Raw genomic sequence first — 23,676 nt, forward strand, 5'->3', positions numbered from 1 at the left:
AAACGGCAAGCATTGCAACTCGCTGACACACATTCGGTTGTATACAACAGCCAAGGAAACAAAAGTATTCAACAAACAATAATCCATTAAGTTACATATTTCTACAGCCTGACGCATTTTAACAAAGCTGCTTACAACAAACCGCATTATGTTGTATCAGCACAGCAACACAGCCTCAACAACGACAAGGCACAAAAAAAGGAGTACCGCTGTACTCCCAACCATTTGTTAACCTTAAATCTAATACTATGAAAAACACAGTGCAAAGATAAGAATATTATTGCAATGCACAATATTTTATGATGCAAAGGCACAAAAGATTTATCATTATTTAACTTTAAATGTCGATTACTTGGCCGTCATACGCCATCTCAAAGCCTTCCGGCAACAAGTGACAGACCTCATCATGCAGGCCGATATGGTGGCAAGAGTGCATGAAATAAGTGTGGCGGGCACCGATACGGCGCGCAAAACATATTGCATCGTCAACCAACTGGTGTGAGTGATGCGGGCGTTCAAAACGCAAAGCATTGACAACCAGCACATCCACCCCGTCGAGATAGGCAAGCTCACCATCTCCAATGGTCTTCATGTCTGTTATATACGCCATCCGGCCGAAGCGGTAGCCAAGTATCGGCAGCTTGTCGTGCATCACTTCAACCGGCATTATGTCAATGTCGCCAATGCGCATCGGCTTGTGCGGCTCTATCACAATGAGGTTTATGTTTGGCACCCCGGGATACTTCTCCTTGTCGAAGCAATATGGTATAGCCCTCTTCAGGTTGGCAGCTGTGATGCGGTCTGCGTATATGTCTATGTCACCAAACTTGCAGAAAGGCCGCAAATCGTCTATCCCACCTACGTGATCATAGTGCGAATGCGTTAGCAGCACGCCGTCTATCTTCCTGAAAGGCATGTTCAGTGCCTGCTGCCTGAAGTCCGGCCCGCAGTCGATGAGCAGCCTCGTGGTATCGGATTCTACCAGCGCCGAGCTCCGCAGGCGGTGGTCTTTGGGGTTGTTGCTCCTGCACACTGCGCACTGGCACCCTATCATTGGCGTGCCGAAACTGCCTCCTGTACCAAGAAACGTAAGCCTCATCTGATGTTCACCTCCGGTTTAAGCATAATGCCAAACTTCTCGTTAACGTCGTGGCGTATGGTCTCGCACAACCTGACGACATCTAAGCCTGACGCCCCGCCAAGGTTGACGAGCACCAGTGCCTGCCTGCCATGCACGCCTGCCCTGCCCAAGGCCTTGCCTTTCCATCCGCACTGCTCTATCAGCCAGCCTGCAGGAATCTTTTCGTGGTTGCTGTCCACGGTGTAATGAGGCATGCCGGGGTATAGTGCCGCAAGCCCGTCATAGCACTGGCGGTCTACCACGGGGTTCATGAAGAAGCTGCCGGCATTGCCTGTCACCTTCGGGTCGGGCAGCTTTGCATTGCGTATGTCTATAACTACCTGCCGCAGTTGCCCGGCTGTTGGCACAACGATGCCTCGCTTTTGCAGTTCCGCCCTGATGTTGCCATAATCAAGGTGGGGCCTGAACTGCTTGCCCAAACGGTAGGTGACATGGGTTATGACATACCGTCCGGCCCACTCGCCCTTAAAGCGGCTGTGCCTGTAGGCATACTCGCAATCGGCATTATTGAAGCGTTCGAGGCTGCCGTCGGCCAACGACACAGCCTCAACCTCATAAATCAAGTCTTTCGCTTCGACGCCGTATGCCCCGATATTCTGCACAGCGCTTGCCCCAACTTCGCCCGGGATGAGCGACAGGTTCTCGGCCCCGTACCATCCGTTGGCCACGCATGTGCCGACAAATCCATCCCAGTCTTCGCCACTGCCTACCCTCACGAGCACGCTGTCACCGTCGTCCGACGGCACAACGCCCCTGATGGCAGAATGCAACACCGTACCGGGGTAGTCGGCCGTAAGCAGCAGATTGCTCCCGCCGCCAAGCACAAGCAACGGGTCGTCGGCCTTGGTTAGGCCGGCAATTACATCCCGCAGCTCGTCGACAGAGCCGAACTCGACAAACCGGCTGCACGAGGCTTTTATCCCAAATGTGTTGTGTGGCGTTAAGTCGTAGTTTCTTATATCCTTCATCTCAAGTCAAACGTTTATCATGTTGAGAGCTCAACCAACAGCCATTTGCCGCCCTTGCGCTCGAAAGTCATCTCAACCTCGAGGCCGTTGGATATGCCCCTGATAACAAATATCTTGTGGTCGCTCTCTGTATATGTCTGCCCGTAAATGATGTTATAAATCATTTTAGACGGCATTTCAGAAGCGAACGCGGGCCAGGTGTCCGCAGTTATCACTCCCTCAATCTGGCTGAAGTCGTCGTCGGGGTCGGGTCCTGTGAACTTGACCGGGTCTTTCAGGCTCGCAATCTGGAACGCCGAGTCGCGCGAGAAACGCTGGTAGAACTTCAGGAACGAAGCGTTGGTGTTCTCATACAGAGGCTTGTATTGTATGGAACAGAGCATCCACAATCCCCCCACCCTGTCGAATACATACTGCTTGACCTGCTTCTTGGGGAAGAACACCTTCTCGACAACCACATGATCGATAGAAGTGTCCTTCACAACAGCCATCTGCTTCATGTTGTCGAAGATGAGAGTATAGTACCCTTGGCGCATAAAGAAATGCTCCATCCGCCAATCCTCTTTCTGGATGTAGTCTGTCTGGTCGCCTTTTATCACCGGCAACGGAAACTTGATGCGCCCCATCTGCAGCTTTCGATTGGCTGCGAAATTGAAGAAAAAATCATCAAACAACTCGTCGGCTGCCTTTGGCATGGGTGTCTCGGATATCAGTTGCTCCATCGTGTCCACCGGAACGGTGTCCACAACGAAGCTGTCTGAAGAATCAGGCACCACCTCATCGGCATCCTTGGCAGTCTTGTTTCCTTTACAGGAAAACATCAACAAGACCATTGCGAAAACCGCAATCAAAAACCTTTTCATCTATAAACCGGAATATATCCGCCTCTCAAATTTCGGCAAAAGTACAACTTTATTTTGATATCTTGCTCTGTTTTGACACAAAAATATTACCTTTGCAGCAAAAATTAGCCCGAAACGGTCATGCCAAGTGGCTGCCACAGGCCGGCGGGCTGATGTTGGCCACGCTACGGCCGGGCCATACCAGCCTTAAGCCATGGCTCACAAAGCAAAACCAAGTGACAAACATATACCATCATGATACTTGAAAAGATTGAGCAACTTCTAAACGAAGTGAAAGGCATCAGCGCCAGCAACGCTGGCGAAATAGAAGCACTGAGGCTGAAATACCTCAGCAAGAAAGGCGAAATCAATGCCTTAATGGCAGACTTCCGCAATGTGCCCGCCGACCAGAAGAAGGAAGTGGGCATGAAACTTAACGAACTCAAGCAAACAGCCACTGAGCGCATCAACGCCCTCAAGGAGCAGTTCAGCCAGGAAGACGGCCTGAACGACGACGTAGACCTGACGCGCTCGCCCTATCCGATAAGCCTCGGCACACGCCATCCGCTTACAATCGTGACCAACGAGATTATCGACATATTCTCGCGAATGGGTTTCATCCTGGCCGACGGGCCCGAAGTGGAGGACGACCTGCATGTGTTCACCAAGATGAACTTTGCCGCCGACCACCCCGCTCGCGACATGCAAGACACCTTTTTCGTTGAGCAGAACCCCAACGACGTAACGAATAACATCATACTGCGAAGCCACACGAGCTCTGTGCAGGCACGTGTGATGGAGACCACCGAGCCCCCCATACGCGTGATATGCCCCGGGCGTGTTTACCGGAACGAGGCCATCACCGCCCGCGCCCACTGTTTCTTCCATCAGGTAGAAGGACTTTACATCGACAAAAACGTTTCCTTCACCGACCTTAAGCAAGTGTTGCTGACGTTTGCGCGCGAGATGTTCGGGGCAGACACGAAGATACGCCTGCGCCCAAGCTACTTCCCGTTCACCGAGCCAAGCGCCGAGATGGACATATCGTGCCACATCTGCGGCGGCAAGGGATGCGGATTCTGCAAGCACACGGGCTGGGTTGAGATACTCGGATGCGGCATGGTAGACCCCAACGTGCTGGAACAGTGCGGCATCGACAGCAAGGTGTACAGCGGATACGCCTTCGGCATGGGAGTGGAGCGCGTCACCAACCTGAAATATCAGGTGAGCGACCTGCGCATGTTCTCTGAGAACGACGTGCGATTCCTCAAAGAATTCGAATCGGCAAACTAAATTGCCGACACACAAACGGGAGCGATGCGGAAGGCATGCCGGCAGTGCAGCCTTGCGTGTCGCTCCCGATTGTTTTACACAACAAACAGACCAAGGCATGAAACGAGACAAACTGTTCACCCGAAGCTATATATGCATCCTTGCAGCCAACTTCCTGCTGTTCTTCGGTTTCTGGCTGCTCATACCTATACTGCCCTTCTACCTCCAGGAGAATTACCACTGCCCGGAAGCCATGCTCGGCCTCATTCTGAGCTGCTATACGGTGAGTGGGCTGTGCATACGCCCCTTCTCGGGCTTCCTGATGGACAAGTTCCCGCGCAAGCCGATATACATACTGTGCTATTTCACGTGTGTCTGCATGTTCCTGGGCTACATGCTGGCAGCCACCCTGGCGTGGTTCGTCTTGCTCCGAGCACTCCATGGTGTGGCGTTTGGCAGCGTCACCGTAGGCGGCAACACGCTCTGCGTCGACATAATGCCAAGCAGCAGGCGCGGCGAAGGGCTGGGATACTACGGCCTGACCAACAACACGGCCATGGCCCTGGGCCCAATGACGGGCCTGTTCATGCACAGCCACATCAGCTACACGGGCATTTTCCTCACAGCCATGATAGTAAGCTTGTGCGGACTGATGTGCGCATGCGCCGTCAAGGCACGCATGCCGGAGTCTATGCGCAAGCGCATGGAGGCTGAGAAATCGGGCGAGCCCTTGCCCGAAAGCATGTCGGCACCAAAGAGAAAGGTGTCGCTCGACCGCTTCATACTGCTGAAAGGCATACCCGTGAGCATATCGTTGCTGCTGCTGTCGATACCTTACGGCGCCACAACCAACTTTGTTGCCATGTATGCCGGCGAGATACACATAACTGCCCCGAGCGGTTTCTTCTTCACGCTCATGGCCATCGGCATGGGCGTGTCGCGCCTGTTTGCCGGCCGGCTGGTCGACAAAGGCTACATAACGCAGTGCATCCACTACGGATACTACCCTGTGATAGTGGCATTCTTCTGCCTCGGCTCGTGCCGGTTCATGGCCATGGCCGACATGACCCTGGCCACGGCAGTGTTCTTCACCGTGCCGGTGATGCTCGGCATTGGCTTCGGCGTGATGTTCCCGGCCATGAACTCGCTATACGTCAACCTGGCCCCAAACAACCAGAGGGCCACTGCCACGAGCACATACCTCACCGCATGGGACGTAGGCATAGGCATAGGCATACTGTCGAGCGGATTCATCGCACATGCGTTCACGTTCTACATGGTCTACCTTTCGGGGGCTGTGCTATGCGTGATATCCATGGTTTTCTTCGTGAAAAAGGTAACACCCCACTACAACATGAACAAACTTAGATAAACAACCGACATGAAACAGGCAACAGAAATGAAGCACTCGCGCGTGGTGGCTGCCGTGGTGAAGCGCGGCGACCGCTACCTCTGTATGAGAAGGTGCAGGAGCAAGTATGCATATATATCTGAGAAATGGGAGTTTCCGGGCGGGAAGGTAGAGCCGGACGAATCAGACCGCGATGCGCTGAGGCGCGAAATAAAGGAGGAAATGGATTGGGACGTTTGCGCAGGCGAGGCCTTGGCAACGGTTGAATACTCTTACCCCGACTTCAGTCTCACCCTGGTTGCCTACCTGTGTGAGGCCCCGGCCGACGACTCTTTCAAACTGCTTGAGCACACAGACTACTGCTGGCTGAAAGCCGACAAGCTGCTGTCGCTCGACTGGACGGCTGCCGACGCCGAACTGATAAGGCTGGCATGGCCTGAAGTGGCGGCAGAGTGGCATGGACAAAAGGCATGAAAATTAATTACAACAAGCCTCGTGAGAATCGCGTATTTGCCGATGCGGACAATGCCGGCGGCAAATACGCGATTCTCATTTGAAACATACAACACGCTGATTTGCTTATCATTACACGCCGGGCGGGCCACATCGGCATCGCCAGTAGATGGATTCACTCTCACCATACGGCCCATTTCACCCCACCAAAGGGCACAAACAGCTATGCGAAAAGGGCCTTTTGAAAACACAAAACAGCACATACCGCCCGGCCAAACGGCCCATTCGGCCGCCAATCCACCGCCAAAGGCGTCTACGACCGTGGCCGAAACAGCCCTCAGAACCATACTTACTGCCATGACGGCGCTATAGCGGAACATCACGGCGAGGCCTTTTCCGACCAAAAAGATTTACGCCGTAATCACCTGTCCATCGGCCTGCCGCAACTCAGCCTAACGCCCTGGGGCCTACGACAACGCGCGTACGACAATCAGCAGAGCATCGTTGTTTTTCATTTTATTAACCATAATAACCTCTACATTTTAACAAAATTCAGTAATTTTGTAGCCATGAGAATAGACATTATCACCGTATTGCCCGAGATGCTCGAGGGCTTTGTCAACGAATCGATACTGGCACGGGCCCAGAAAAAAGGCCTTGCCGAAATACACCTCCATAACCTTCGCGACTACACCACCGACAAATGGCGCCGTGTGGACGACTATCCCTATGGCGGCTTCGCCGGAATGGTGATGCAGTGCGAGCCTATCGACCGGGCCATATCAGCGCTGAAGGCCGAGCGAACATACGACGAAGTGATATTCACCTCGCCCGACGGCGAGCAGTTTAACCAGCATGTGGCCAACGACTTGTCGATGCTTGAGAACATAATCATACTCTGCGGCCACTACAAAGGCATAGACCAGCGTGTGCGCGACCACCTGATAACGCGCGAGATAAGCATAGGCGACTATGTGCTCACGGGCGGCGAACTGGCCGCGGCGGTCATGGCCGACGCCATCGTGCGCGTGGTGCCGGGGGTGATCGGCGACGAGCAGAGCGCGCTCTCCGACTGTTTCCAGGACGATATGCTCTCTGCACCCATCTACACACGGCCGGCCGACTACAAGGGATGGAAGGTGCCCGACATCCTGTTGAGCGGAAACGAAGCCAAGATAAAGGAATGGGAGATGGACCAGGCAATGGAACGGACACGCCGCCTGCGCCCCGACCTTCTCAAATAAAGCTGGCACAGCATGGCGACAGCATACGCAAAGAAAACCTAAAAACGGCTTTGCCGATGTGGGCAAAAGGGCTCGCCACGACTGCAAAAGCCAGAATCAAGACCAAAGCCCTGACCAAAACCATACTTACATGAATGGAATAACGTATCTGCCACAACTCACACTCACTGAGGCATTGGAGGAGGCATGGAGAAAAATTGTACAAGTAAGAGGTCGCTCACGCCGGTCTGAATTCTGGTGGACATACCTTATACTGGCAATTATCAAGATGATATGCATGTTTATCCCCATAATCGGCAGCATAATATCATTGGCGATAAACGCCGCCACGATACCGCTCGTATTCAGAAGGCTGCACGACACCGGCCGCAGCGGATGGTGGTTTGGTGGCTACATCATCCTGAGTGTCATCTTCGTTATCGTATTCCTGTCATGGCTTTACAACATGATACAAGGCAACGACTTCACCACAGCCGTGCAAGACTCCGAGTTTGCCACCCTGCTATTGAGGACACTACTCAGCCCCACGCTAATCACAATAGGCGCGCTCATGTTCGCATACGGAATAATAATGCTCATATTCCTCTGCCAAGACAGCCAGATTCACGAAAACAAATACGGCCCCTCGCCCAAATACAAGGTAGAAGAGCCGGAAGAAAACATACCGGAATACGTTCCCGAATGGAAGTAAGACTCAGGCAAACTCCCGTTCGCAGAACTCCTCACCCAACCGGAAGCCTTCTTCATAGAGGGCTTCCAGTTTTTTAATATCCTTCTCTATACGCCCCACTTCCATGGGTCTCTGCGGACGTATGCACACGATGGAGCCCTCGTCTTCCATCCTCTCCACCATCTCCAACTGTGCGTTGTATGCCTCGATGCGGTGGCTCAAAGCCACACGCAGGCGTGGATAGTTGCGGTAGATGAACCTCGGTATCTTGCGGTCGCGCCCGTTGTTGCGGAAGCCCCGGTTGCGCGTGGCCACCACCACGTTCTTCCTGAAGCCCATATCCACCGCCCTCATCACCGGAATGCTGTCTATTATGCCCCCGTCGAGCATCGGCACACCGTCAACATCCACTATCTTGCTCACATAAGGCAGGCTGCTGCTCGCCCTGACGATGTCGATCAGCCTCTTTCGGTCGCCGGAACGCTCGCTAAGATATTCCGACTTGCCGGTCAGGCAGTTGGTTGTCACCATTTCAAACGTGGCCGGATTGCTGAAATAAGTGTCATAATCGTAAGGCACAATCTCATTGGGAAAACGCTCGTAAAGCAGTTCCGGGTCGAAGATGCTGCCCTGGGTGAACAGGTGGCGCAGCCCTATGTAATCGTACTTGGCAAGCATGTCTATGTTCGAAATGCGCGCCCGACGGGGCTGTCGGCTCATGTACGACAAGCCGTTGCACGCCCCTGCCGAAACAGCCACAACGTAATTGAAATACAACTCGTGCTTCATAAAAGCATCAAGCACACCACTGGTAAAGACACCCCTCATGCCTCCACCCTCAAGTACAAGCCCCGTATTCCTGATGATTTGCATAGATATGTTTACCTTAAATACAATTTTTTATGCAAAGATACTTCTTTTCTATAAATAATTGTGTACCTTTGCATTAATAATGCAATACAAACAACAAAATTAAACAAAGCTATGTTTGGCAAAGAAACTTACATTAGGCGCCGAGCCGAGCTTAAAAAGCTGGTCGGAAATGGTGTGATTCTATTGTTTGGCAACAATGAAGCACCCGCCAACTACCCTGCCAACGCCTATTCACCTTTCAGGCAAGACTCATCGTTTCTTTACTTCTTCGGGCAACACCGAGACGGACTTGTCGGCGTAATCGACGTTGACAACGACACGGAGACTCTCATTGGCGATGACATTGACATTGAGGACATCGTGTGGTTTGGCTCCGTCGATAGTGTAAGCAACTTGGCCTCGCAAGTCGGGGTTGCCAAATCCGGCCCCATGAAGGAGCTGAAAAGCATTTGCAACGAGGCGCTGCGGCTGCACAGGAAAGTGCATTTCCTGCCACCATACCGCTTCGACACCATGATACAAATAATGGACCTGCTCGGCACCCACCCCAGTCAACAGAGGGAAGCAGCATCGTTGGAGCTCATCAAGGCTGTTGTCAAGATGCGCTCAACGAAAGAAGCCCAAGAGGTGGAAGCCATAGAGCGGGCATGCGAAGTGGGCTACCAGATGCACACCAAGGCCATGCTCACGGCCAAGCCCGGCGTTACCGAACGGTTCGTTGGCGGCATAGTGGACGGCACGGCCAGGTCGCTGGCATCCAAGGTAAGCTTCGCAACCATCTTCAGCCAGCACGGCGAGATAATGCACGGATGCCCTTCGGCAGCGCCGCTCGAAGCCGGACGCCTCGCGCTATGCGACGCCGGATGCGAGCTCGACGACTATTGCTCTGACCACACGCGCACATATCCCGTGACCGGCAAGTTCACCCAACGGCAGCTCGACATATACAAGATTGTGGAAGAGTGCCACGATTACGCGCTCAAGGTGGCAAGGCCCGGGGTCAGATGGTATGATGTGCACATGGACATCTGTCGCCTCATGACCGAAAGGCTCAAGGAATTAGGGCTCATGAAGGGCGACACCGAAGAGGCAGTAAGGGCCGGTGCCCACGCCATGTTCCTGCCCCACGGCCTCGGCCACATGATGGGCATGGACGTACACGACATGGAGGGGCTCGGACAACAGTACGTTGGCTTCGACGAAGAGACGCAACCCTCGACGCAGTTTGGCACCAACTGCCTGCGGCTGGGCCGCCGCCTGGAAGAGAACTTTGTCGTGACAGACGAGCCAGGCATCTATTTCATACCCGCGTTGATAGACGACTGGCGCTCGAAAGGCCATTGCAAGGAATACCTCAACTTCGAACTGCTCGACACTTACAAGGATTTCGGAGGCATACGGATAGAAGACGACCTGCTCATAACCAAGGACGGATGCCGCTTCCTGGGCAAGAACAGGATACCATACCATCCTGCCGACGTAGAGGAGTTCATGGCAAAGTGAAGCCACAAGTGACAGACAGACCAGAAATTAAATCACAACATCAACATCACATGAAGCATTTATTGACCTTAGCGCTTGCTGCCGTGGTTGTAGCGGGCGCACACGCAGAGGAAAAGAAAGACTCTGTGAACAAGAACAAACCGGTGTTCACCGTTGTTAAAGAGAACAAAATAACCAGTATCAAGGACCAAAGCCGCAGCGGCACGTGCTGGGCTTACTCCACGCTGTCGTTCTTCGAGAGCGAGATTCTGAGGAATACAGGCAAGACATACGACCTGTGCGAGAACTTCGTGGCAAGCAAGACTTACATGGACAGGGCCATCGCCGCTGTCAGAATGCACGGAGACATATCGTTCTCACAGGGCGGTTCGTCGTATGACCCGCTCTACTGCGCCATCAACTACGGCCTCTGCCCCGAGAACGCAATGCCCGCCCCGGGCACGCCACAGGGCGATTCGCTCAACAACTTCAACGAGTTTTTCAGCGTAATGACCCCTTACGTTGAAGGAATTGCCAAGAGCAACGCCAAGAAACTGACCCCGGCGTGGAAGAAGGGACTGCAAGGCATACTCGATGCTTACCTTGGCGAATGCCCGAAAGAGTTCACTTACGAGGGCAAAAAGTACACACCGCAGTCGTTCGCGCAGAGTCTCGGCCTCAATTGGGACGACTATGTAAGCATTAGCAGCTTCACACACCACCCCTTCTGGAAGACTTTCGTGGTTGAGGTGCAGGACAACTGGCGCTGGAAGCCCAGCTACAACGTACCGATGGACGACATGATGCGCATCATTGACAACGCAATCAACGAAGGTTACACCATCATGTGGGGTGGCGACGTGTCGGAAGACGGATTCACACGCAAGGGCCTTGGCATTGCTTACGACACAAAGAAAGTGCAAAACATGGCCGGCAGCGACGCTGCAAGATGGCTTAAGCTGACCACGGCACAGAAAAACGAGAAGTTCGACTCGCTCGGTGTAAACGCCCCCGAGATTGTTCCGACACAGGAAATGCGCCAGCAGGCTTACGACAACTGGGAGACCACCGACGACCACGGCATGCACATCTACGGCATTGCAAAGGACCAGAACGGCAAGGAATACTATATGGTGAAAAACTCTTGGGGAGAATTCGGCGACTACAAAGGCACATGGTATATGACCAAGGCATTTGTTGCCTACAAGACCATGGACTTCATGGTAAACAAGAACGCCATACCTAAAGACATACGCAAGAAGCTCGGAATCTGAAACGATGCCGTGCAATGATGCACAAGCCCCGCAACGATGCACCAACGCTCGTTGCGGGGCTTTTCGTTTTGCCGGCAGCAGCATGCAAGATGGCGGCCCACCAATGGCGGGAGGCCATGCCGGATGGCCGACAGAACTTACCGGCAAGGGCATAACACAGCCCAATGACTGGCAGACATGGGCATAAAACATTGGCATAGTGCCAACACGGCAGGCAAATCGAGGCATCATGGCCTACGTCCGAAGCACTTCGGGCTACCGTACAGCAAGGTTCTGCTGTCAACATGCAACACTGCCGGCATACACATTGTGTAAAACAATATCCAGACATTAGCCATGACCTGCAACACCCTGGACGGCAGCGGGTTACAAAACGGCTTGTTTTACATTGCAAAACGGGGCATATCACGCCACCGAACGGCCCGTTTTCAAATGCAGTAAAGGCCGTATGGGCGCCACGAACACAATATCCGGAAGCGCAGCTAACATATTGTAAACAAACATTATCAACGGAAACACACGGGCATCATCACTACCCTCAGCAATGATTCTGAAAGAAAATAATGGCAGACGGGTGTATTTTTAATTTAAAACCTGAATGACTGATAGAATTATTCACTATCTTTGCACAAGCAAAAGCTACAATCGGGAATGCTCAAGCAAACTTGCAATCCACCCGCTTGCGCCATATTTACATCGGTAAACGAAACACACCTATGCACTGCGTGAATGGCACAAAAGCACAAGCAGGAGGCGGGCCAAGAAAGAAACTCAACCTGAAACAAAACAAAAACAAAAGAATCGATGGACAAAAGACTTTTTTCTCTGCTGCTGATGGGGTGTGCCGCATGCGCAACTTACGCACAAGACCCACGTGAGAGTCATTATTACTACGAAGTGCTCGACCCTCGCCATGAAGCGAAACCATTAACCGAAGGCTTCGCAACAGAACGCGTCACTGAACGGCTGAACCGCGGGCTAACCGCCACACCGGCGACTGACGGCAAAAGCGTCTACCTGAGCTGGCGCCTGCTCGACACCGACGCCCCCACAGTGTCCTTCAATGTATACCGCGAATCATCAGGCAAGACAAAGCGGCTCAACCGAAAGCCCATCACTAAGACATGTGATTTCACCGACAAGTCGCCTGCAGGCGAAGCCACTTACTGGGTGGAGGCCACCGGCAGCGAAGGCACCACAAACGGCAAAGCCACATCAAACCGCGTAAAGGCGAGCGCCAACGGAATGAAACAATACACCTCGATACCTATTGCCGACGGCGAGACACCTGGCAAACTGGCCATAGCCGACTTGGACGGAGACGGCACATACGACTTCATTGTGCGCACGCCAAATTCAAACGTCGACCCGGGAATGCCCGGCGACAAGACCGGAAAGACATACCGCATATCGGCATACCTCAGCACCGGACGCCACCTGTGGACAATCGACCTTGGGCAGGGCATCGAGCCGGGGGTGTGGTATTCGCCCTTCGTGGCATTCGACTTCAATGGCGACGGAAAGGCCGAGGTGGCCTTCAAAAGCTCCGGCGATGACTATGTAAAGAACGAACAAGGGCGCGTGTGTGGCGGCAGCGAATACCTGACCGTGGTAGACGGCATGACCGGCAAGACCATCGACCGCGTTGACTGGCCGGAGCGCAACGACAGGTATGGCAACCTTGTGCGGCAAAACCGCAACCAAATGGGAGTTGCCTACCTCGATGGCAAGACGCCGTTTCTGCTGGCTGCACGCGGCACATACAAGCTAATGGTGGTCGACGCGTGGATGCTCAAAGACGGAAAGCTCGTGCGCGCCTGGCGCTGGGACGGCGATGAGGAGAACCCCGTGATAAGAAGCATGGGGGCACACAGCATGGTTTCCGGCGATGTCGATGCCGACGGGCGCGACGAGATACTGCTCGGCTCGTGCATGCTCGACGACAATGGCACAGCACTGTGGTCGTCGGGACTCGGCCACAGCGACAAGGCTTATCTCTGCCGGCTGCGCGCCGACCTACCCCTGCAGGTCTACATGGTGAGCGAACCGAAGAAAGAAGACGGCCGCGGGGTGTCGGTTGTCGACGCCGCCACAGGCAAGCTGCAATGGGGCATCGGCCAAACCACTTACCACGTGGGCAATGGCATGGTAGTAGATTTCGACCCGGATCACCCCGGACTGGAATGCATTGCATCAGAAGACCGCAAGGGCGGTAGCACCGACAAATACCTGCTCACGGCCGACGGCAAGCGGATATATGTGCCGCAGGGCGACATTCCCGGTTGCAACAACTGGATATGGTGGGACGGCGACTTGCTTCGCGAAACCATGAGATACCGGCCGAAGGCCGTCAACGCCGCAGGCCCGCGGCGCAGGAGAATGGAGATGGGTGTTTGCAAATGGCAGGGCGAGACACTGACCGACGGGATTGAAGGCGGTGTGATTGCCGTGGCCGACATCGAAGGCGACTGGCGCGAAGAACTGATAACCGCCATGCCGGGCGAGCTACGCATCTACCATACAAACATACCGGCCAAAGACCGCCGTGTGACATTGATGCAAGACAGGCTTTACCGCAGCTACATTGCCCACGCGAGCATGGGATACCCACAAGCCCCGGTGCCATCTTTCTATCTCGGCGAATGACAAGCTGGCCGGCTGCCGCGACGCATCAGCCAGGCATGCATGCACAATAAAGAGGCTCGTTCCGCGTGGAAAAAACCACAAGGAACGAGCCTTCACAGTTTATTCACAACAGTGCCGCAAGACAAGTCACGGCACATAACATCAACATTCGCCGTTTTCTGGGCGCAACTTGCGCACAGTCTCGGCCGCACGCCACATCTCCATGTTGCGCATTGCCTCAAGTTCTTTGTTCAATCCGTCACGGTAGTCGGGCTTCGAATTGCTGTCGATAGATATCTGGGCCTCGTTTCCGGTCTTCACGGAATAGTAAAGCCACTGCATCACAGGCTTGATGGCATCGCGGAACCGTGGCGCCCAGTCGAGCGCACCACGCTGGGCCGTGGTCGAACAATTGGCATACATCCAGTCCATTCCTTTCTGTGCAAACAGTGGCATAAGGCTCTGTGTAAGCTCTTCGACGGTCTCGTTAAATGCCTCCGAAGGCGAATGGCCGTTCTCACGGAGCACCTCATACTGCGCCTCGAGCAATCCCTCGATGGCTCCCATCAGCGAACCCCGCTCGCCGGTAAGGTCGCTCGTGGCCTCGCGCTGGAACGTGGTCTTGAACAGATAGCCCGCCCCGATGCCTATGCCGAAGGCTATCGTCTTCTCCTCGGCCTTGCCGCTGGCATCCTGATAGACAGCGTATGAGCAGTTGAGTCCGCGCCCTTCGAGGAACATCGTGCGCAAAGAGGTGCCCGAACCCTTGGGGGCCACCATTATGACATCGATGTCTGACGGAGGAACAACACCCGTACGGTCGTTCCAAGTAATGGCAAAGCCATGAGAATAATAGAGGGTCTTGCCGGCCGTAAGGTATTTCTTGATTGTTGGCCACACCTGTATCTGGCCTGCGTCTGAAAGCAGCATGCATATGATAGTGCCTTTCTCTGCAGCTTCCTCGATAGAGAATAGCGTCTGACCCGGAACCCATCCGTCGGCAACAGCCTTGTCGTAGGTCTTGCCTTCACGCTGTCCAACAATGACGTTGAATCCATTGTCACGCAAGTTGCATGCCTGTCCGGGGCCCTGGATGCCGTAGCCGATGACGGCTATTGTCTCGTCCTTCAATACTTCACGTGCCTTCTCCAACGAAAATTCCTTGTTTGTGACAACCGTTTCGATAACGCCACCAAAATTCATTTCTGCCATAGTATAAAACGTTTTTGTGCGCAGCTCATCATAAGCCGCTGGTTATTATGATTTGATATATTGCTTATCTTTGGTCTGCAAAAGTATAAAATTAAAACGAAACCACCAAGAATAGTTTCACATATTTACAAATTTAACTTTGCTTCTGCATACTTCGACATCCCCCGAGGCGTCGGCCGGTGATTTCACGATGCGCACGCAAAACTCACCTTCTGCTGTTTCCTCGCGGTAAAACGACAGTTTGTCGCCCCCGTGGCTTTCCGCCACGTATGCTATCTCGAAGCGTTTCAGCCTGTGGGTTCTGTGCCATTCTATGTCAAACAGGTCTAAAACGTGCTCTATGTACTTCACCGAGTTGACGTGACCGTTTACGTCTACGTCGCTGTAACCGGTATCGATGGTACGCACAATCGACGCCTCGGCAGACATCTTGACGCGTGAACTCTTTTCAATGGGGCACTCCTTGCCTGTCTCTATCCATCCTTTTATCGCCCCGTCGTGTATCGCCAGTATGTCCTGGGGCTGCCTTGTGTCGGTGTCTATCATAGCCCACACACTGCGGCCATAGCCAAACACGCGCCTGTCTTCGCCCACAACGCGGAAGTTTCTGTTCGTAAAATACTTCATGGCACCCTCAACCCAGGTCTCAACGAAGAACTTGGTGTACTGCATCGGCATCTCTTCCATCTCCACGGCAAGGCGCGATAGCACCCACGTCTTGTGTATCGGGTTGAGGTAAGTCATGCCGAAGCCACGTTCAGTTGAATGGAAATCCGCTGCATTCAGCATGTGATTGCCAAGGTGAGACATAAAAAGGCGGTGCGAAAAGTCACAATGGAACGGCTCCGCCAAAAAGAGATACTTGCCTATTTTATCCATATCAATATAGTCAATGTTGTATAATCATGTCATTGTAATAATCAAGCTGTGCCGTGGCCGCCCAACCCCAGCGCCAGCGTTGCAGCCGCCCCACCCGCTGACAGCTACGTGCTGCCAGTGGCGTAAAGGGCCTCATCAACCGTCAACAGCGCCGGGCCGGACGTCAGGCACCGGCATTGTTGCCGGCCCCACGCCTCAGTTCGCGCTCCTCGAGGTATGTGCTCACCTCCTCCTGGGTGCTGCGTGTCACGGCGATGCGCCCCGAGCGGGTGTACTGCAACACACACCCGAAATCGTTGAGAGCGTGAAACAAGCTCATGATGTCTTCGGTCATGCCGTTCAACATCACAATAACGTAAGTAGGATTCACCTCAGCTATGTTTGCCCCATGCTTGCGTATGGTGCGCGAAACGTCCGGGTTTCCGAGCACGGTATCCGTAGACAGCTTGTACAAACCGGTCTCCCTGATAAACAACTCGTCGTCGGTGTAGTACTTAGCCTTTACTACATCAATCTTCTTTTCTATCTGTTTGGTTATCTTCTCTATCTGATCTTGGTCGCTCCATGCGGTTATCGTGTACTTATGCAGGCCCTCGATGCTCGATGCCGAGACGTTAAGGCTCTCTATGTTCACCTGCCTTCGCGTGAAGACAGCCGTTATCTGGTTAAGTATACCGGCAATGTTTTCAGAGTAGACCAGCAATGTATACAGTTTCTTTCCTTCCATATCTCATCATTTTATTTCCAACAACATCTCGTCAACACTCTTTCCCGGAGGCGTCATCGGCAGCACGTTGTCTTCTTCCTTTATTGCGCATTCAAGCAGATATGGGCCAGGCGTGGCAAGCATCCTGGCCACCTCGCCGTCCAATGCGGCCCTGTCTGTCACCAGCGAATATGCTATGCCGTAAGCATCGGCCACTTTTTCGTATACAGGGTTGAGCATCTTGGTGAACGACCTCTTCCCTTCGAAGAACATATCCTGCCACTGCCGCACGTTGCCAAGGTAATTGTTGTTCATCAATATCATCTTCACCGGCACCCGATTCTCCATGATCGTGCCCAGTTCCTGTATGCTCATCTGGAACCCTCCGTCGCCTGTGAACACACAAACGGTGCGTTCCGGTGCCCCGAAAGCAGCCCCCACGGCAGCCGGCAGCCCGAATCCCATGGTGCCGAGTCCGCCGCTCGTTACAATGGAGCGCTTACGGTTGTACCGGAAATACCGGCTTGCAAACATCTGGTTCTGCCCAACGTCGGTCACCAGCACGGCATCGCCGCCCGTAGCCTCGGCCACCGCGTTGACCACTTCGCCCATGAGCAGAGGGCCGTCAGCCGGGTGTATGGCCTTGCTTATCACCTTCTCATACTCCATGTCGTAGAGCCGGTCGAACGACTCGCGCCATGCGTGGTGGTCGTTTTTCTTGAGCAATCTCGTTATGGCAGGCAGTGTGACCTTGCAGTCGCCTATCACAGCCACGTCGGTCTTGACACATTTGTCTATTTCCGAGCTGTCGATGTCGAGGTGAATCACCTTTGCCTGCCTGGCATAAGTAGACGTCAGTCCTGTCACCCTGTCGCTGAAGCGCATGCCAATGGCAATAAGCACATCACACTCCTGCTCTTTCACGTTTGGCGCATAGTTGCCGTGCATGCCAAGCATGCCCACATTGAGCGGATGGCCCGTGGGCAACGCCGACAAGCCGAGCAGCGTACGGGCTGCCGGTATGCCCGCTTTCTCGATAAACTCAAGCAGTTCGTTATGGGCGTTGCCCAGCTCTACGCCCTGCCCCACCAATGCCAACGGTCGCTCGGCAGCATTGATCAATGCAGCCGCCTCGGCTATGGCGTGTTCGTCGGGCGTTGGGTAAGGCACATAGCTTCTCACAAAATCCACGTGTGCCGGTTTCCATTCGGCCATGTCAACCTGTGCATTCTTTGGGAAGTCGAGCACCACCGGGCCGGGCCGTCCCGACCGTGCGATATAGAAAGCGCGGCTCACTGCCCACGCAATGTCTTCCGGACGCCTTATCTGATAGCTCCATTTTGATATTGGCTGCGCCAAGCCCACGAGGTCAACCTCCTGGAAAGCATCAGTGCCAAGGGCCGCAATGCTCACCTGTCCGGCAATTACCACCATCGGTGTTGAGTCGAGCATGGCGTCAGCCACGCCGGTGAGCGTATTTGTTGCGCCCGGCCCGCTTGTCACTATGCACACCCCTACTTCGCCGCTCACCCTGGCAAAGCCTTCGGCGGCATGCGTTGCAGCCTGTTCGTGGCGCACCAGGATATGGTCGAATGCCTTGTTCTCTCCTCGTGTGTAATCATAGAGCACGTCGAACACAGGCATGATAGACCCTCCGGGATAACCAAAGATGGTCTTCACGCCCTCTTCCCTGAGCGCCCTAATCATTATTTCCGCACCTGATATAATTTCGTTTTGCATAATCCTTTTATTTAGAAATCAGACAAAGAAAACAGCCGATGGCTGCCTGTTGAAGCCACGACGGGCATGCGCCCGGCCGGTTCTGCCCAACAATGGCAATGCGCCCGGCCACAGCCACGGCGCATCACTCACTGCTGCACGGCCCAGGCCAACAGCCACGGCCGCCCAGCCATGAACCGGCCATTGCCGTTTTCAATCTTCGATAATCCTCACTCCGCCCTTGTCGGCCGAGCTGACGCTCTGCGCATAAGCCTTCAGGGCCTTCGACACCGTGCGCCGGCGCGTCATGGGGCGCTGCGGCCTTGCGGCCAGCTCTGCCTCGGTAAGCCTTACGTTGATGCTTCGGTTGGGGATGTCGATGTCGATGATGTCGCCGTCTACAATCTTGCCGATGTTGCCGCCGGCGGCAGCCTCGGGCGAGATATGGCCTATGCTGAGGCCGCTGGTGCCGCCCGAGAAGCGCCCGTCGGTAATGAGCGCACACTCAGTGCCCAGGTGCATGCTCTTGATATACGACGTTGGATAGAGCATTTCCTGCATGCCCGGGCCGCCCTTGGGCCCTTCGTGGGTGATGACCACGCAGTCGCCGCTCTTCACCCGCCCACCGAGTATTCCCTCGCAGGCATCTTCCTGTGAGTCGAACACGCGGGCCGGGCCCGAGAACCGCCATATCTTCTCGTCGACGCCGGCGGTCTTCACCACGCAGCCATCCTGCGCGATATTGCCGAAAAGCACTGCCAGTCCGCCGTCCTTTGTATATGCATGCTCTATGTCGCGAATGCAACCGCAGGCCCGGTCGGCATCCAACGACTCCCAGCGGGCGTCTTGGCTGCCCATGACCGTAGAGAACCTGTGCCCCGGGGCGCTGCCGTAGATGCGCTCTGCCTCGGCGTCGGGCGTGCCGTTGGTGATGTCGTAACGTTTCATCTGCTCGCCAAGTGTGTGTCTGTCAACGCGGTTTACATTGCCGTCTATCAGTCCTCCCTTGGCCAGTTCGTTCATTATGCCGAGTATGCCGCCCGCGCGGCCACACTCCTGCACACTGTATTTCTGGGTGTTGGGCGCCAACTTGCAAAGGCAAGGCACTCGGCGGCTAAGCTCGTCGATGTCGGTCATGGTGAAGTCGGCGCCGGCCTCTTGCGCCACGGCCAGCAGATGGAGCACTGTGTTGGTGCTTCCGCCCATGGCTATGTCGAGCGACATGGCATTGAGGAACGCCTGCCTCGTGGCTATGTTGCGCGGCAACACGCTCTCGTCACCATCCTCGTAGTATGCCATGGCGTTTTTTACAACCTGCCGGGCGGCGTCGCGGAACAGCTGAATCCTGTTTTTATGGGTGGCCAGTATGGTGCCGTTGCCGGGCAGGGCCAGTCCGATGGCCTCGGTGAGCGAGTTCATTGAGTTGGCGGTGAACATGCCCGAGCAACTGCCGCAGCCCGGACAGGCGCAACCCTCAAGCTCGGCCACCTCATCGTCGCTAACAGACGGGTCGGCGCCTTTCACCATTGCCGTTATCAGGTCGGCATTCTCGCCGCGCCAGCGCCCGGCCTCCATGGGGCCGCCCGAACAGAACACGGTGGGTATGTTGAGCCTCATCGCAGCCATGAGCATGCCCGGCGTCACCTTGTCGCAGTTGGAGATGCAAATCATCGCATCCGCTTTATGGGCGTTGACCATATACTCCACTGAATCGGCTATGATGTCGCGGCTGGGCAATGAGTACAGCATGCCGTCGTGGCCCATGGCTATCCCGTCGTCGATGGCTATCGTGTTGAACTCGGCGGCGTAGCATCCCATGGACTCAATCTCGCTTTTTACTATCTGGCCTATCTCGTGCAAATGCGTATGACCGGGCACAAACTGCGTGAATGAGTTGACTATGGCTATGATGGGACGCCCGAACTGCTCGCGCTTCATGCCCGAAGCCACCCACAGGGCACGCGCGCCGGCCATGCGGCGACCCTCGGTACACACTGCGCTTCTCAACTTATGCTTCATATTTCGTGTATGTTTTTAATTTCTACCGTAGTTTGATGCAAAGTTAGCCTTTTATATTTTAATATGCAAAAAAATATTCAATTAAATGCCATATTACTGCAAATTTATAACCATATACCGCATATTGATAACAAAATGCAACCATACTACATCTTCTAATATATAAAATAAGAGAAGGGGGAAGTAAGAATTAAATATTAAGTATTAAGAATTAAGGAGGAAGATTCAAGGGAATGGGAAGACAATGGGGCAAAAGAAGAACATTCAAGAATTAAAAATTATGAGTTAAAAATTAAAGCACGGGGAAACGACGTTGGCAAGTTCGCTCGGCCGGATGGATGAGGGCAAGCATGCAGGGGGATGAACCGGAAACTTAAGACTACGTATCGTGAGTGCTACATTTTTTTGAATGCATGACAAAACAAATCGGGCAAACAGACTGGAAACCATGGCCGGAAAGGTGACGGCAACCACCGAAAAGAGCAAAACCGCAGGGAAATCTTTATGAAACGGCATGTTCGGCATTGCAATACGTGCCATACTGCATTGCTTAACCACATGTCTTGAACTGTCATCCGGCTTGTTTTGCATGCCTGAATGCGACAAATAGTTGAGTTTACATCCATGTTTCGACCAACAACAAAATTCGCATCTGGACTTGTCGGCACTCAAAGCGAAGCATTACAACTGATTTACAGGCACTTACATTTATGCGACCAATACTCGCGCATTTGCGCGAAACAAAGCCGCCAATACATAAACGTTGCTCACGCAGGTGTTAATACTGCCCCGGGCATACCGCATTAGGGGTGGGCTATGCCCAAAAAAACTCATCATCAGACGTGGATTTTATGATAAAAGAAGTATATTTGCAACATCAAAAGCAAACAACAAAAACATGGGCATCCCACCAACACACAACGACGAGGCCCCTAAAGCGAACCAATAGCGCGCAACTTAAAACAAACGAACAATGAAATCAAACTACTTCTACAAGACAATGGCCGTGGCGGCGGCCGCTCTCTGCACACTCTCAGCCATGGCAAAGAGGCCACGGGTGATAGATAATCCTGAGTGCATGGCAAACAGCACCGACAACACACTTACCGTGACGCGCATCGAACTGAGCGACACGGCCACCGTGGTTTCGTTTCACGCCAAATACAAACCGGGCTGGTGGATTCGCCTGTCGCGCTCTACGGTGCTGGTAGACGACGCGGGGCGGCGGTATGCCACGCGCTGCGGAATAGGCATCGGGCTAAGCAAGAGGTTCACGATGCCCAAGTCTGGCGAGGCCGACTTCAAGGTTTCGTTCGAGCCGCTGCCTCTGTCCACACGCTACATCGACATGATAGAGGGGCCTAACGACTATAAGATATGGGGCATACACGAGCGGGGAGAGAAGCCGCTGGGCAAGGATGCCACTGCCATAACGCCCGACACCGCCCTGCAGATTGCCGACGAGGCTGCTTTTTTCCGCCGCGGCACGGGCGTTGTGCGCGGCCGCTTCGCCGGCAAGCACCCCACCATAATAAACCACTACGGCTACAACGCCATCATGCACACGGAGACGCCGAAGGTGTTTGAAGTGGCCTACGACGGCACGTTTACGGCCACGCTGCCGGTAGAATGCCCAACGCTCGACTATCTGAACAATGACAACAGCAAATACTACTTCTACCTCTGCGCAGGCGACACCATCGACGTGACCATCAACGAGGACAACACCGTGAGCTATGCCGACGGCACGCGCCACCAGAGGCTGCTCACCCTGCTGTCAAACTACAGCCCCGACATGTCGCTCGACTACCACCACATGAATACATTGGCCGACTCGCTGACCTTTGCCGACTATTCAAAAGCCATCGTAAGCGGCACGGAGCAACGGATGGCCTTTGCCAACTACCTGATTGGCAAATACGGCCTCGACACGGAAGAGGCTCACCTGCTGCGCACGATTACGCGCATGAGGTGCTGCATGTTCATATCTTGGTTTAAGGAGAACGACACGGACACCACCGCCACAAGCGACATGAACCCGGCCAACTATGCCTTCATGCGCTATATGGGGCTGGAAGATCTCACCTGTTTCTCGCTGCCATTTGAACTCTATTTCCTGCAAAACCGTTACGAATACTGCAAACCAATAGCATACAAACGCATCCCGGGCAAACCCGCCAACAGGCTGGAATGGGCAGACGACAGCAGGCGCATGGCCATAGATGAAGCCATATTCGGTCTCGGCCACCCATCGAAGCTGCTCCAACTAATATGGCTCAACGAGGAATATTACACAAGGGCTGTGTATGACAAAGACCCGGAGCGAGGCTCAACGCTCATAGACAGCCGCAGGCAACTGCTCGTTTCGCCATTTCTTAGGGCGCGGCTCGACAGTCTGCAGCGCCGGCTGGACAGTAGGGCCAAGGCCACATACGCCCTGCCCAAAGGCCGCGCCTCCGACGCGTTCAACGCCATAGTGAAGCCATATCGAGGCAAAACGGTCATTGTCGACTTCTGGGCCACCACGTGCGGGCCGTGCGTTGCCGAGATAGAAGCATCCCGGAAGCTTCGCGACTCCATAGCGGCCATGCCCGGCGTAGAGCTGGTGTTCATCACCAACGAGCGCCAGACATCCGACAAGTCTTACAAGGAGTTCACAGCAAAATACCTGAACGGCGAAGAATCTTACCGCATACCCTACGACGACTGGCTACGGCTCATGGCACTGTTCAAGTTCAACGGCATACCTCACAAGGAAATAGTGACCCCCGACGGACGCATCGCCAACATGGAGCCGCCACAATTATATCACGGGGAGCATGCCCTGCGGGAAATCAAGAGAATGGCACGCAAACTCAGAAAATGAACACGCCGGGATGCAGGCGGATGGACTTTCTGCCACCATCGACCTCTTTCCTGCGTGAAGAATGGGCCGCCATTGGCCGC

General features: G+C 54.1%; 18 protein-coding genes. 9 read left to right on the forward strand and 9 right to left on the reverse strand.

The window, feature by feature from the left end; translation table 11 throughout:
• Positions 1–337: 337 nt before the first annotated feature.
• The 3 genes from M3089_RS10295 to M3089_RS10305 are packed head-to-tail and all read right to left on the reverse strand — an operon-like array spanning position 338 to position 2,972.
• Positions 338–1,099, reverse strand: a complete 762-nt coding sequence (locus M3089_RS10295) for an MBL fold metallo-hydrolase (protein ID WP_249083917.1) — start codon at positions 1,097–1,099, stop codon at positions 338–340.
• The gene (gene murB / locus M3089_RS10300) at positions 1,096–2,109 is read right to left on the reverse strand and encodes a UDP-N-acetylmuramate dehydrogenase (protein WP_249083918.1); all 1,014 of its coding nucleotides are present in this window, start codon (positions 2,107–2,109) and stop codon (positions 1,096–1,098) included. Before murB ends, M3089_RS10295 begins: the two co-directional genes overlap by 4 nt.
• A gap of 17 nt (positions 2,110–2,126) precedes the next feature.
• Positions 2,127–2,972, reverse strand: coding sequence for a DUF4348 domain-containing protein (locus M3089_RS10305; RefSeq protein ID WP_249083919.1), 846 nt, complete (start codon positions 2,970–2,972; stop codon positions 2,127–2,129).
• A 234-nt stretch (positions 2,973–3,206) separates the two neighbouring features.
• On the opposite strand from M3089_RS10305, the gene pheS reads away from it, so the two are divergent.
• The 5 genes from pheS (at position 3,207) to M3089_RS10330 (ending at position 7,962) form a co-directional block, all read left to right on the forward strand.
• Complete coding sequence (gene pheS / locus M3089_RS10310) at positions 3,207–4,244, forward strand: phenylalanine--tRNA ligase subunit alpha (RefSeq protein ID WP_249083921.1); 1,038 nt, start codon at positions 3,207–3,209, stop codon at positions 4,242–4,244.
• A gap of 97 nt (positions 4,245–4,341) precedes the next feature.
• Entirely contained in the window at positions 4,342–5,595 is a 1,254-nt protein-coding gene (locus M3089_RS10315; RefSeq protein WP_249083923.1) for an MFS transporter, read from the forward strand.
• A 9-nt stretch (positions 5,596–5,604) separates the two neighbouring features.
• Positions 5,605–6,048, forward strand: coding sequence for a (deoxy)nucleoside triphosphate pyrophosphohydrolase (locus M3089_RS10320; RefSeq protein ID WP_249083924.1), 444 nt, complete (start codon positions 5,605–5,607; stop codon positions 6,046–6,048).
• 548 nt (positions 6,049–6,596) lie between these two features.
• Complete coding sequence (gene trmD, locus M3089_RS10325; RefSeq protein ID WP_249083927.1) at positions 6,597–7,271, forward strand: tRNA (guanosine(37)-N1)-methyltransferase TrmD; 675 nt, start codon at positions 6,597–6,599, stop codon at positions 7,269–7,271.
• A 130-nt stretch (positions 7,272–7,401) separates the two neighbouring features.
• Positions 7,402–7,962, forward strand: a complete 561-nt coding sequence (locus M3089_RS10330) for a DUF805 domain-containing protein (RefSeq protein WP_249083929.1) — start codon at positions 7,402–7,404, stop codon at positions 7,960–7,962.
• Between the two features lie 3 nt (positions 7,963–7,965).
• On the opposite strand, the gene M3089_RS10335 is transcribed toward M3089_RS10330, so the two are convergent.
• On the reverse strand, positions 7,966–8,814 hold the full coding sequence (locus M3089_RS10335; protein WP_205109867.1) for a patatin-like phospholipase family protein: 849 nt from the start codon (positions 8,812–8,814) through the stop codon (positions 7,966–7,968).
• Positions 8,815–8,925: 111 nt separating this feature from the next.
• Between M3089_RS10335 and M3089_RS10340 the strand changes: the two genes are divergently transcribed.
• From M3089_RS10340 to M3089_RS10350, 3 genes are all read left to right on the forward strand, one after another.
• Complete coding sequence (locus M3089_RS10340; RefSeq protein ID WP_249083932.1) at positions 8,926–10,317, forward strand: aminopeptidase P family protein; 1,392 nt, start codon at positions 8,926–8,928, stop codon at positions 10,315–10,317.
• Between the two features lie 50 nt (positions 10,318–10,367).
• Positions 10,368–11,570 carry a C1 family peptidase gene (locus M3089_RS10345; RefSeq protein WP_205109871.1) on the forward strand — a complete coding sequence of 401 codons (1,203 nt, stop codon included), beginning with the start codon at positions 10,368–10,370 and terminating at the stop codon, positions 11,568–11,570.
• Positions 11,571–12,374: 804 nt separating this feature from the next.
• Positions 12,375–14,216, forward strand: a complete 1,842-nt coding sequence (locus tag M3089_RS10350) for a rhamnogalacturonan lyase family protein (protein ID WP_249083933.1) — start codon at positions 12,375–12,377, stop codon at positions 14,214–14,216.
• Positions 14,217–14,357: 141 nt separating this feature from the next.
• Here M3089_RS10350 and ilvC read toward each other — a convergent pair whose 3' ends face one another.
• The 5 genes from ilvC to ilvD form a co-directional block, all read right to left on the reverse strand.
• A complete protein-coding gene (gene ilvC, locus M3089_RS10355; protein WP_205109875.1) occupies positions 14,358–15,407 on the reverse strand; it encodes a ketol-acid reductoisomerase in 1,050 nt (349 codons plus the stop codon).
• Between the two features lie 117 nt (positions 15,408–15,524).
• On the reverse strand, positions 15,525–16,286 hold the full coding sequence (locus M3089_RS10360; RefSeq protein WP_249083934.1) for an acyl-[acyl-carrier-protein] thioesterase: 762 nt from the start codon (positions 16,284–16,286) through the stop codon (positions 15,525–15,527).
• A gap of 163 nt (positions 16,287–16,449) precedes the next feature.
• Positions 16,450–17,013: an acetolactate synthase small subunit gene (gene ilvN / locus M3089_RS10365; RefSeq protein WP_205109879.1), complete on the reverse strand. Its 564-nt coding sequence runs from the start codon at positions 17,011–17,013 to the stop codon at positions 16,450–16,452.
• Positions 17,014–17,019: 6 nt separating this feature from the next.
• Entirely contained in the window at positions 17,020–18,732 is a 1,713-nt protein-coding gene (gene ilvB / locus M3089_RS10370) for a biosynthetic-type acetolactate synthase large subunit (RefSeq protein ID WP_249083935.1), read from the reverse strand.
• Between the two features lie 192 nt (positions 18,733–18,924).
• The gene (gene ilvD / locus M3089_RS10375; protein ID WP_205109883.1) at positions 18,925–20,730 is read right to left on the reverse strand and encodes a dihydroxy-acid dehydratase; all 1,806 of its coding nucleotides are present in this window, start codon (positions 20,728–20,730) and stop codon (positions 18,925–18,927) included.
• A 973-nt stretch (positions 20,731–21,703) separates the two neighbouring features.
• Between ilvD and M3089_RS10380 the strand changes: the two genes are divergently transcribed.
• Positions 21,704–23,596 (forward strand): TlpA family protein disulfide reductase, encoded by a 1,893-nt coding sequence (locus tag M3089_RS10380; RefSeq protein ID WP_249083936.1) that lies wholly within the window; start codon positions 21,704–21,706, stop codon positions 23,594–23,596.
• Positions 23,597–23,676: the final 80 nt, after the last annotated feature.

The organism is Marseilla massiliensis, from assembly GCF_023336985.1.
GTDB classification, from domain to species: domain Bacteria; phylum Bacteroidota; class Bacteroidia; order Bacteroidales; family Bacteroidaceae; genus Prevotella; species Prevotella intestinigallinarum.

Coding starts and splice junctions, on each gene's coding strand:
- M3089_RS10295 (WP_249083917.1), bottom strand. CDS start 1,099: ATGAGGCTTACGTTTCTTGGTACAGGAGGCAGTTTCGGCACGCCAATG.
- murB (WP_249083918.1), bottom strand. CDS start 2,109: ATGAAGGATATAAGAAACTACGACTTAACGCCACACAACACATTTGGG.
- M3089_RS10305 (WP_249083919.1), bottom strand. CDS start 2,972: ATGAAAAGGTTTTTGATTGCGGTTTTCGCAATGGTCTTGTTGATGTTT.
- pheS (WP_249083921.1), top strand. CDS start 3,207: ATGATACTTGAAAAGATTGAGCAACTTCTAAACGAAGTGAAAGGCATC.
- M3089_RS10315 (WP_249083923.1), top strand. CDS start 4,342: ATGAAACGAGACAAACTGTTCACCCGAAGCTATATATGCATCCTTGCA.
- M3089_RS10320 (WP_249083924.1), top strand. CDS start 5,605: ATGAAACAGGCAACAGAAATGAAGCACTCGCGCGTGGTGGCTGCCGTG.
- trmD (WP_249083927.1), top strand. CDS start 6,597: ATGAGAATAGACATTATCACCGTATTGCCCGAGATGCTCGAGGGCTTT.
- M3089_RS10330 (WP_249083929.1), top strand. CDS start 7,402: ATGAATGGAATAACGTATCTGCCACAACTCACACTCACTGAGGCATTG.
- M3089_RS10335 (WP_205109867.1), bottom strand. CDS start 8,814: ATGCAAATCATCAGGAATACGGGGCTTGTACTTGAGGGTGGAGGCATG.
- M3089_RS10340 (WP_249083932.1), top strand. CDS start 8,926: ATGTTTGGCAAAGAAACTTACATTAGGCGCCGAGCCGAGCTTAAAAAG.
- M3089_RS10345 (WP_205109871.1), top strand. CDS start 10,368: ATGAAGCATTTATTGACCTTAGCGCTTGCTGCCGTGGTTGTAGCGGGC.
- M3089_RS10350 (WP_249083933.1), top strand. CDS start 12,375: ATGGACAAAAGACTTTTTTCTCTGCTGCTGATGGGGTGTGCCGCATGC.
- ilvC (WP_205109875.1), bottom strand. CDS start 15,407: ATGGCAGAAATGAATTTTGGTGGCGTTATCGAAACGGTTGTCACAAAC.
- M3089_RS10360 (WP_249083934.1), bottom strand. CDS start 16,286: ATGGATAAAATAGGCAAGTATCTCTTTTTGGCGGAGCCGTTCCATTGT.
- ilvN (WP_205109879.1), bottom strand. CDS start 17,013: ATGGAAGGAAAGAAACTGTATACATTGCTGGTCTACTCTGAAAACATT.
- ilvB (WP_249083935.1), bottom strand. CDS start 18,732: ATGCAAAACGAAATTATATCAGGTGCGGAAATAATGATTAGGGCGCTC.
- ilvD (WP_205109883.1), bottom strand. CDS start 20,730: ATGAAGCATAAGTTGAGAAGCGCAGTGTGTACCGAGGGTCGCCGCATG.
- M3089_RS10380 (WP_249083936.1), top strand. CDS start 21,704: ATGAAATCAAACTACTTCTACAAGACAATGGCCGTGGCGGCGGCCGCT.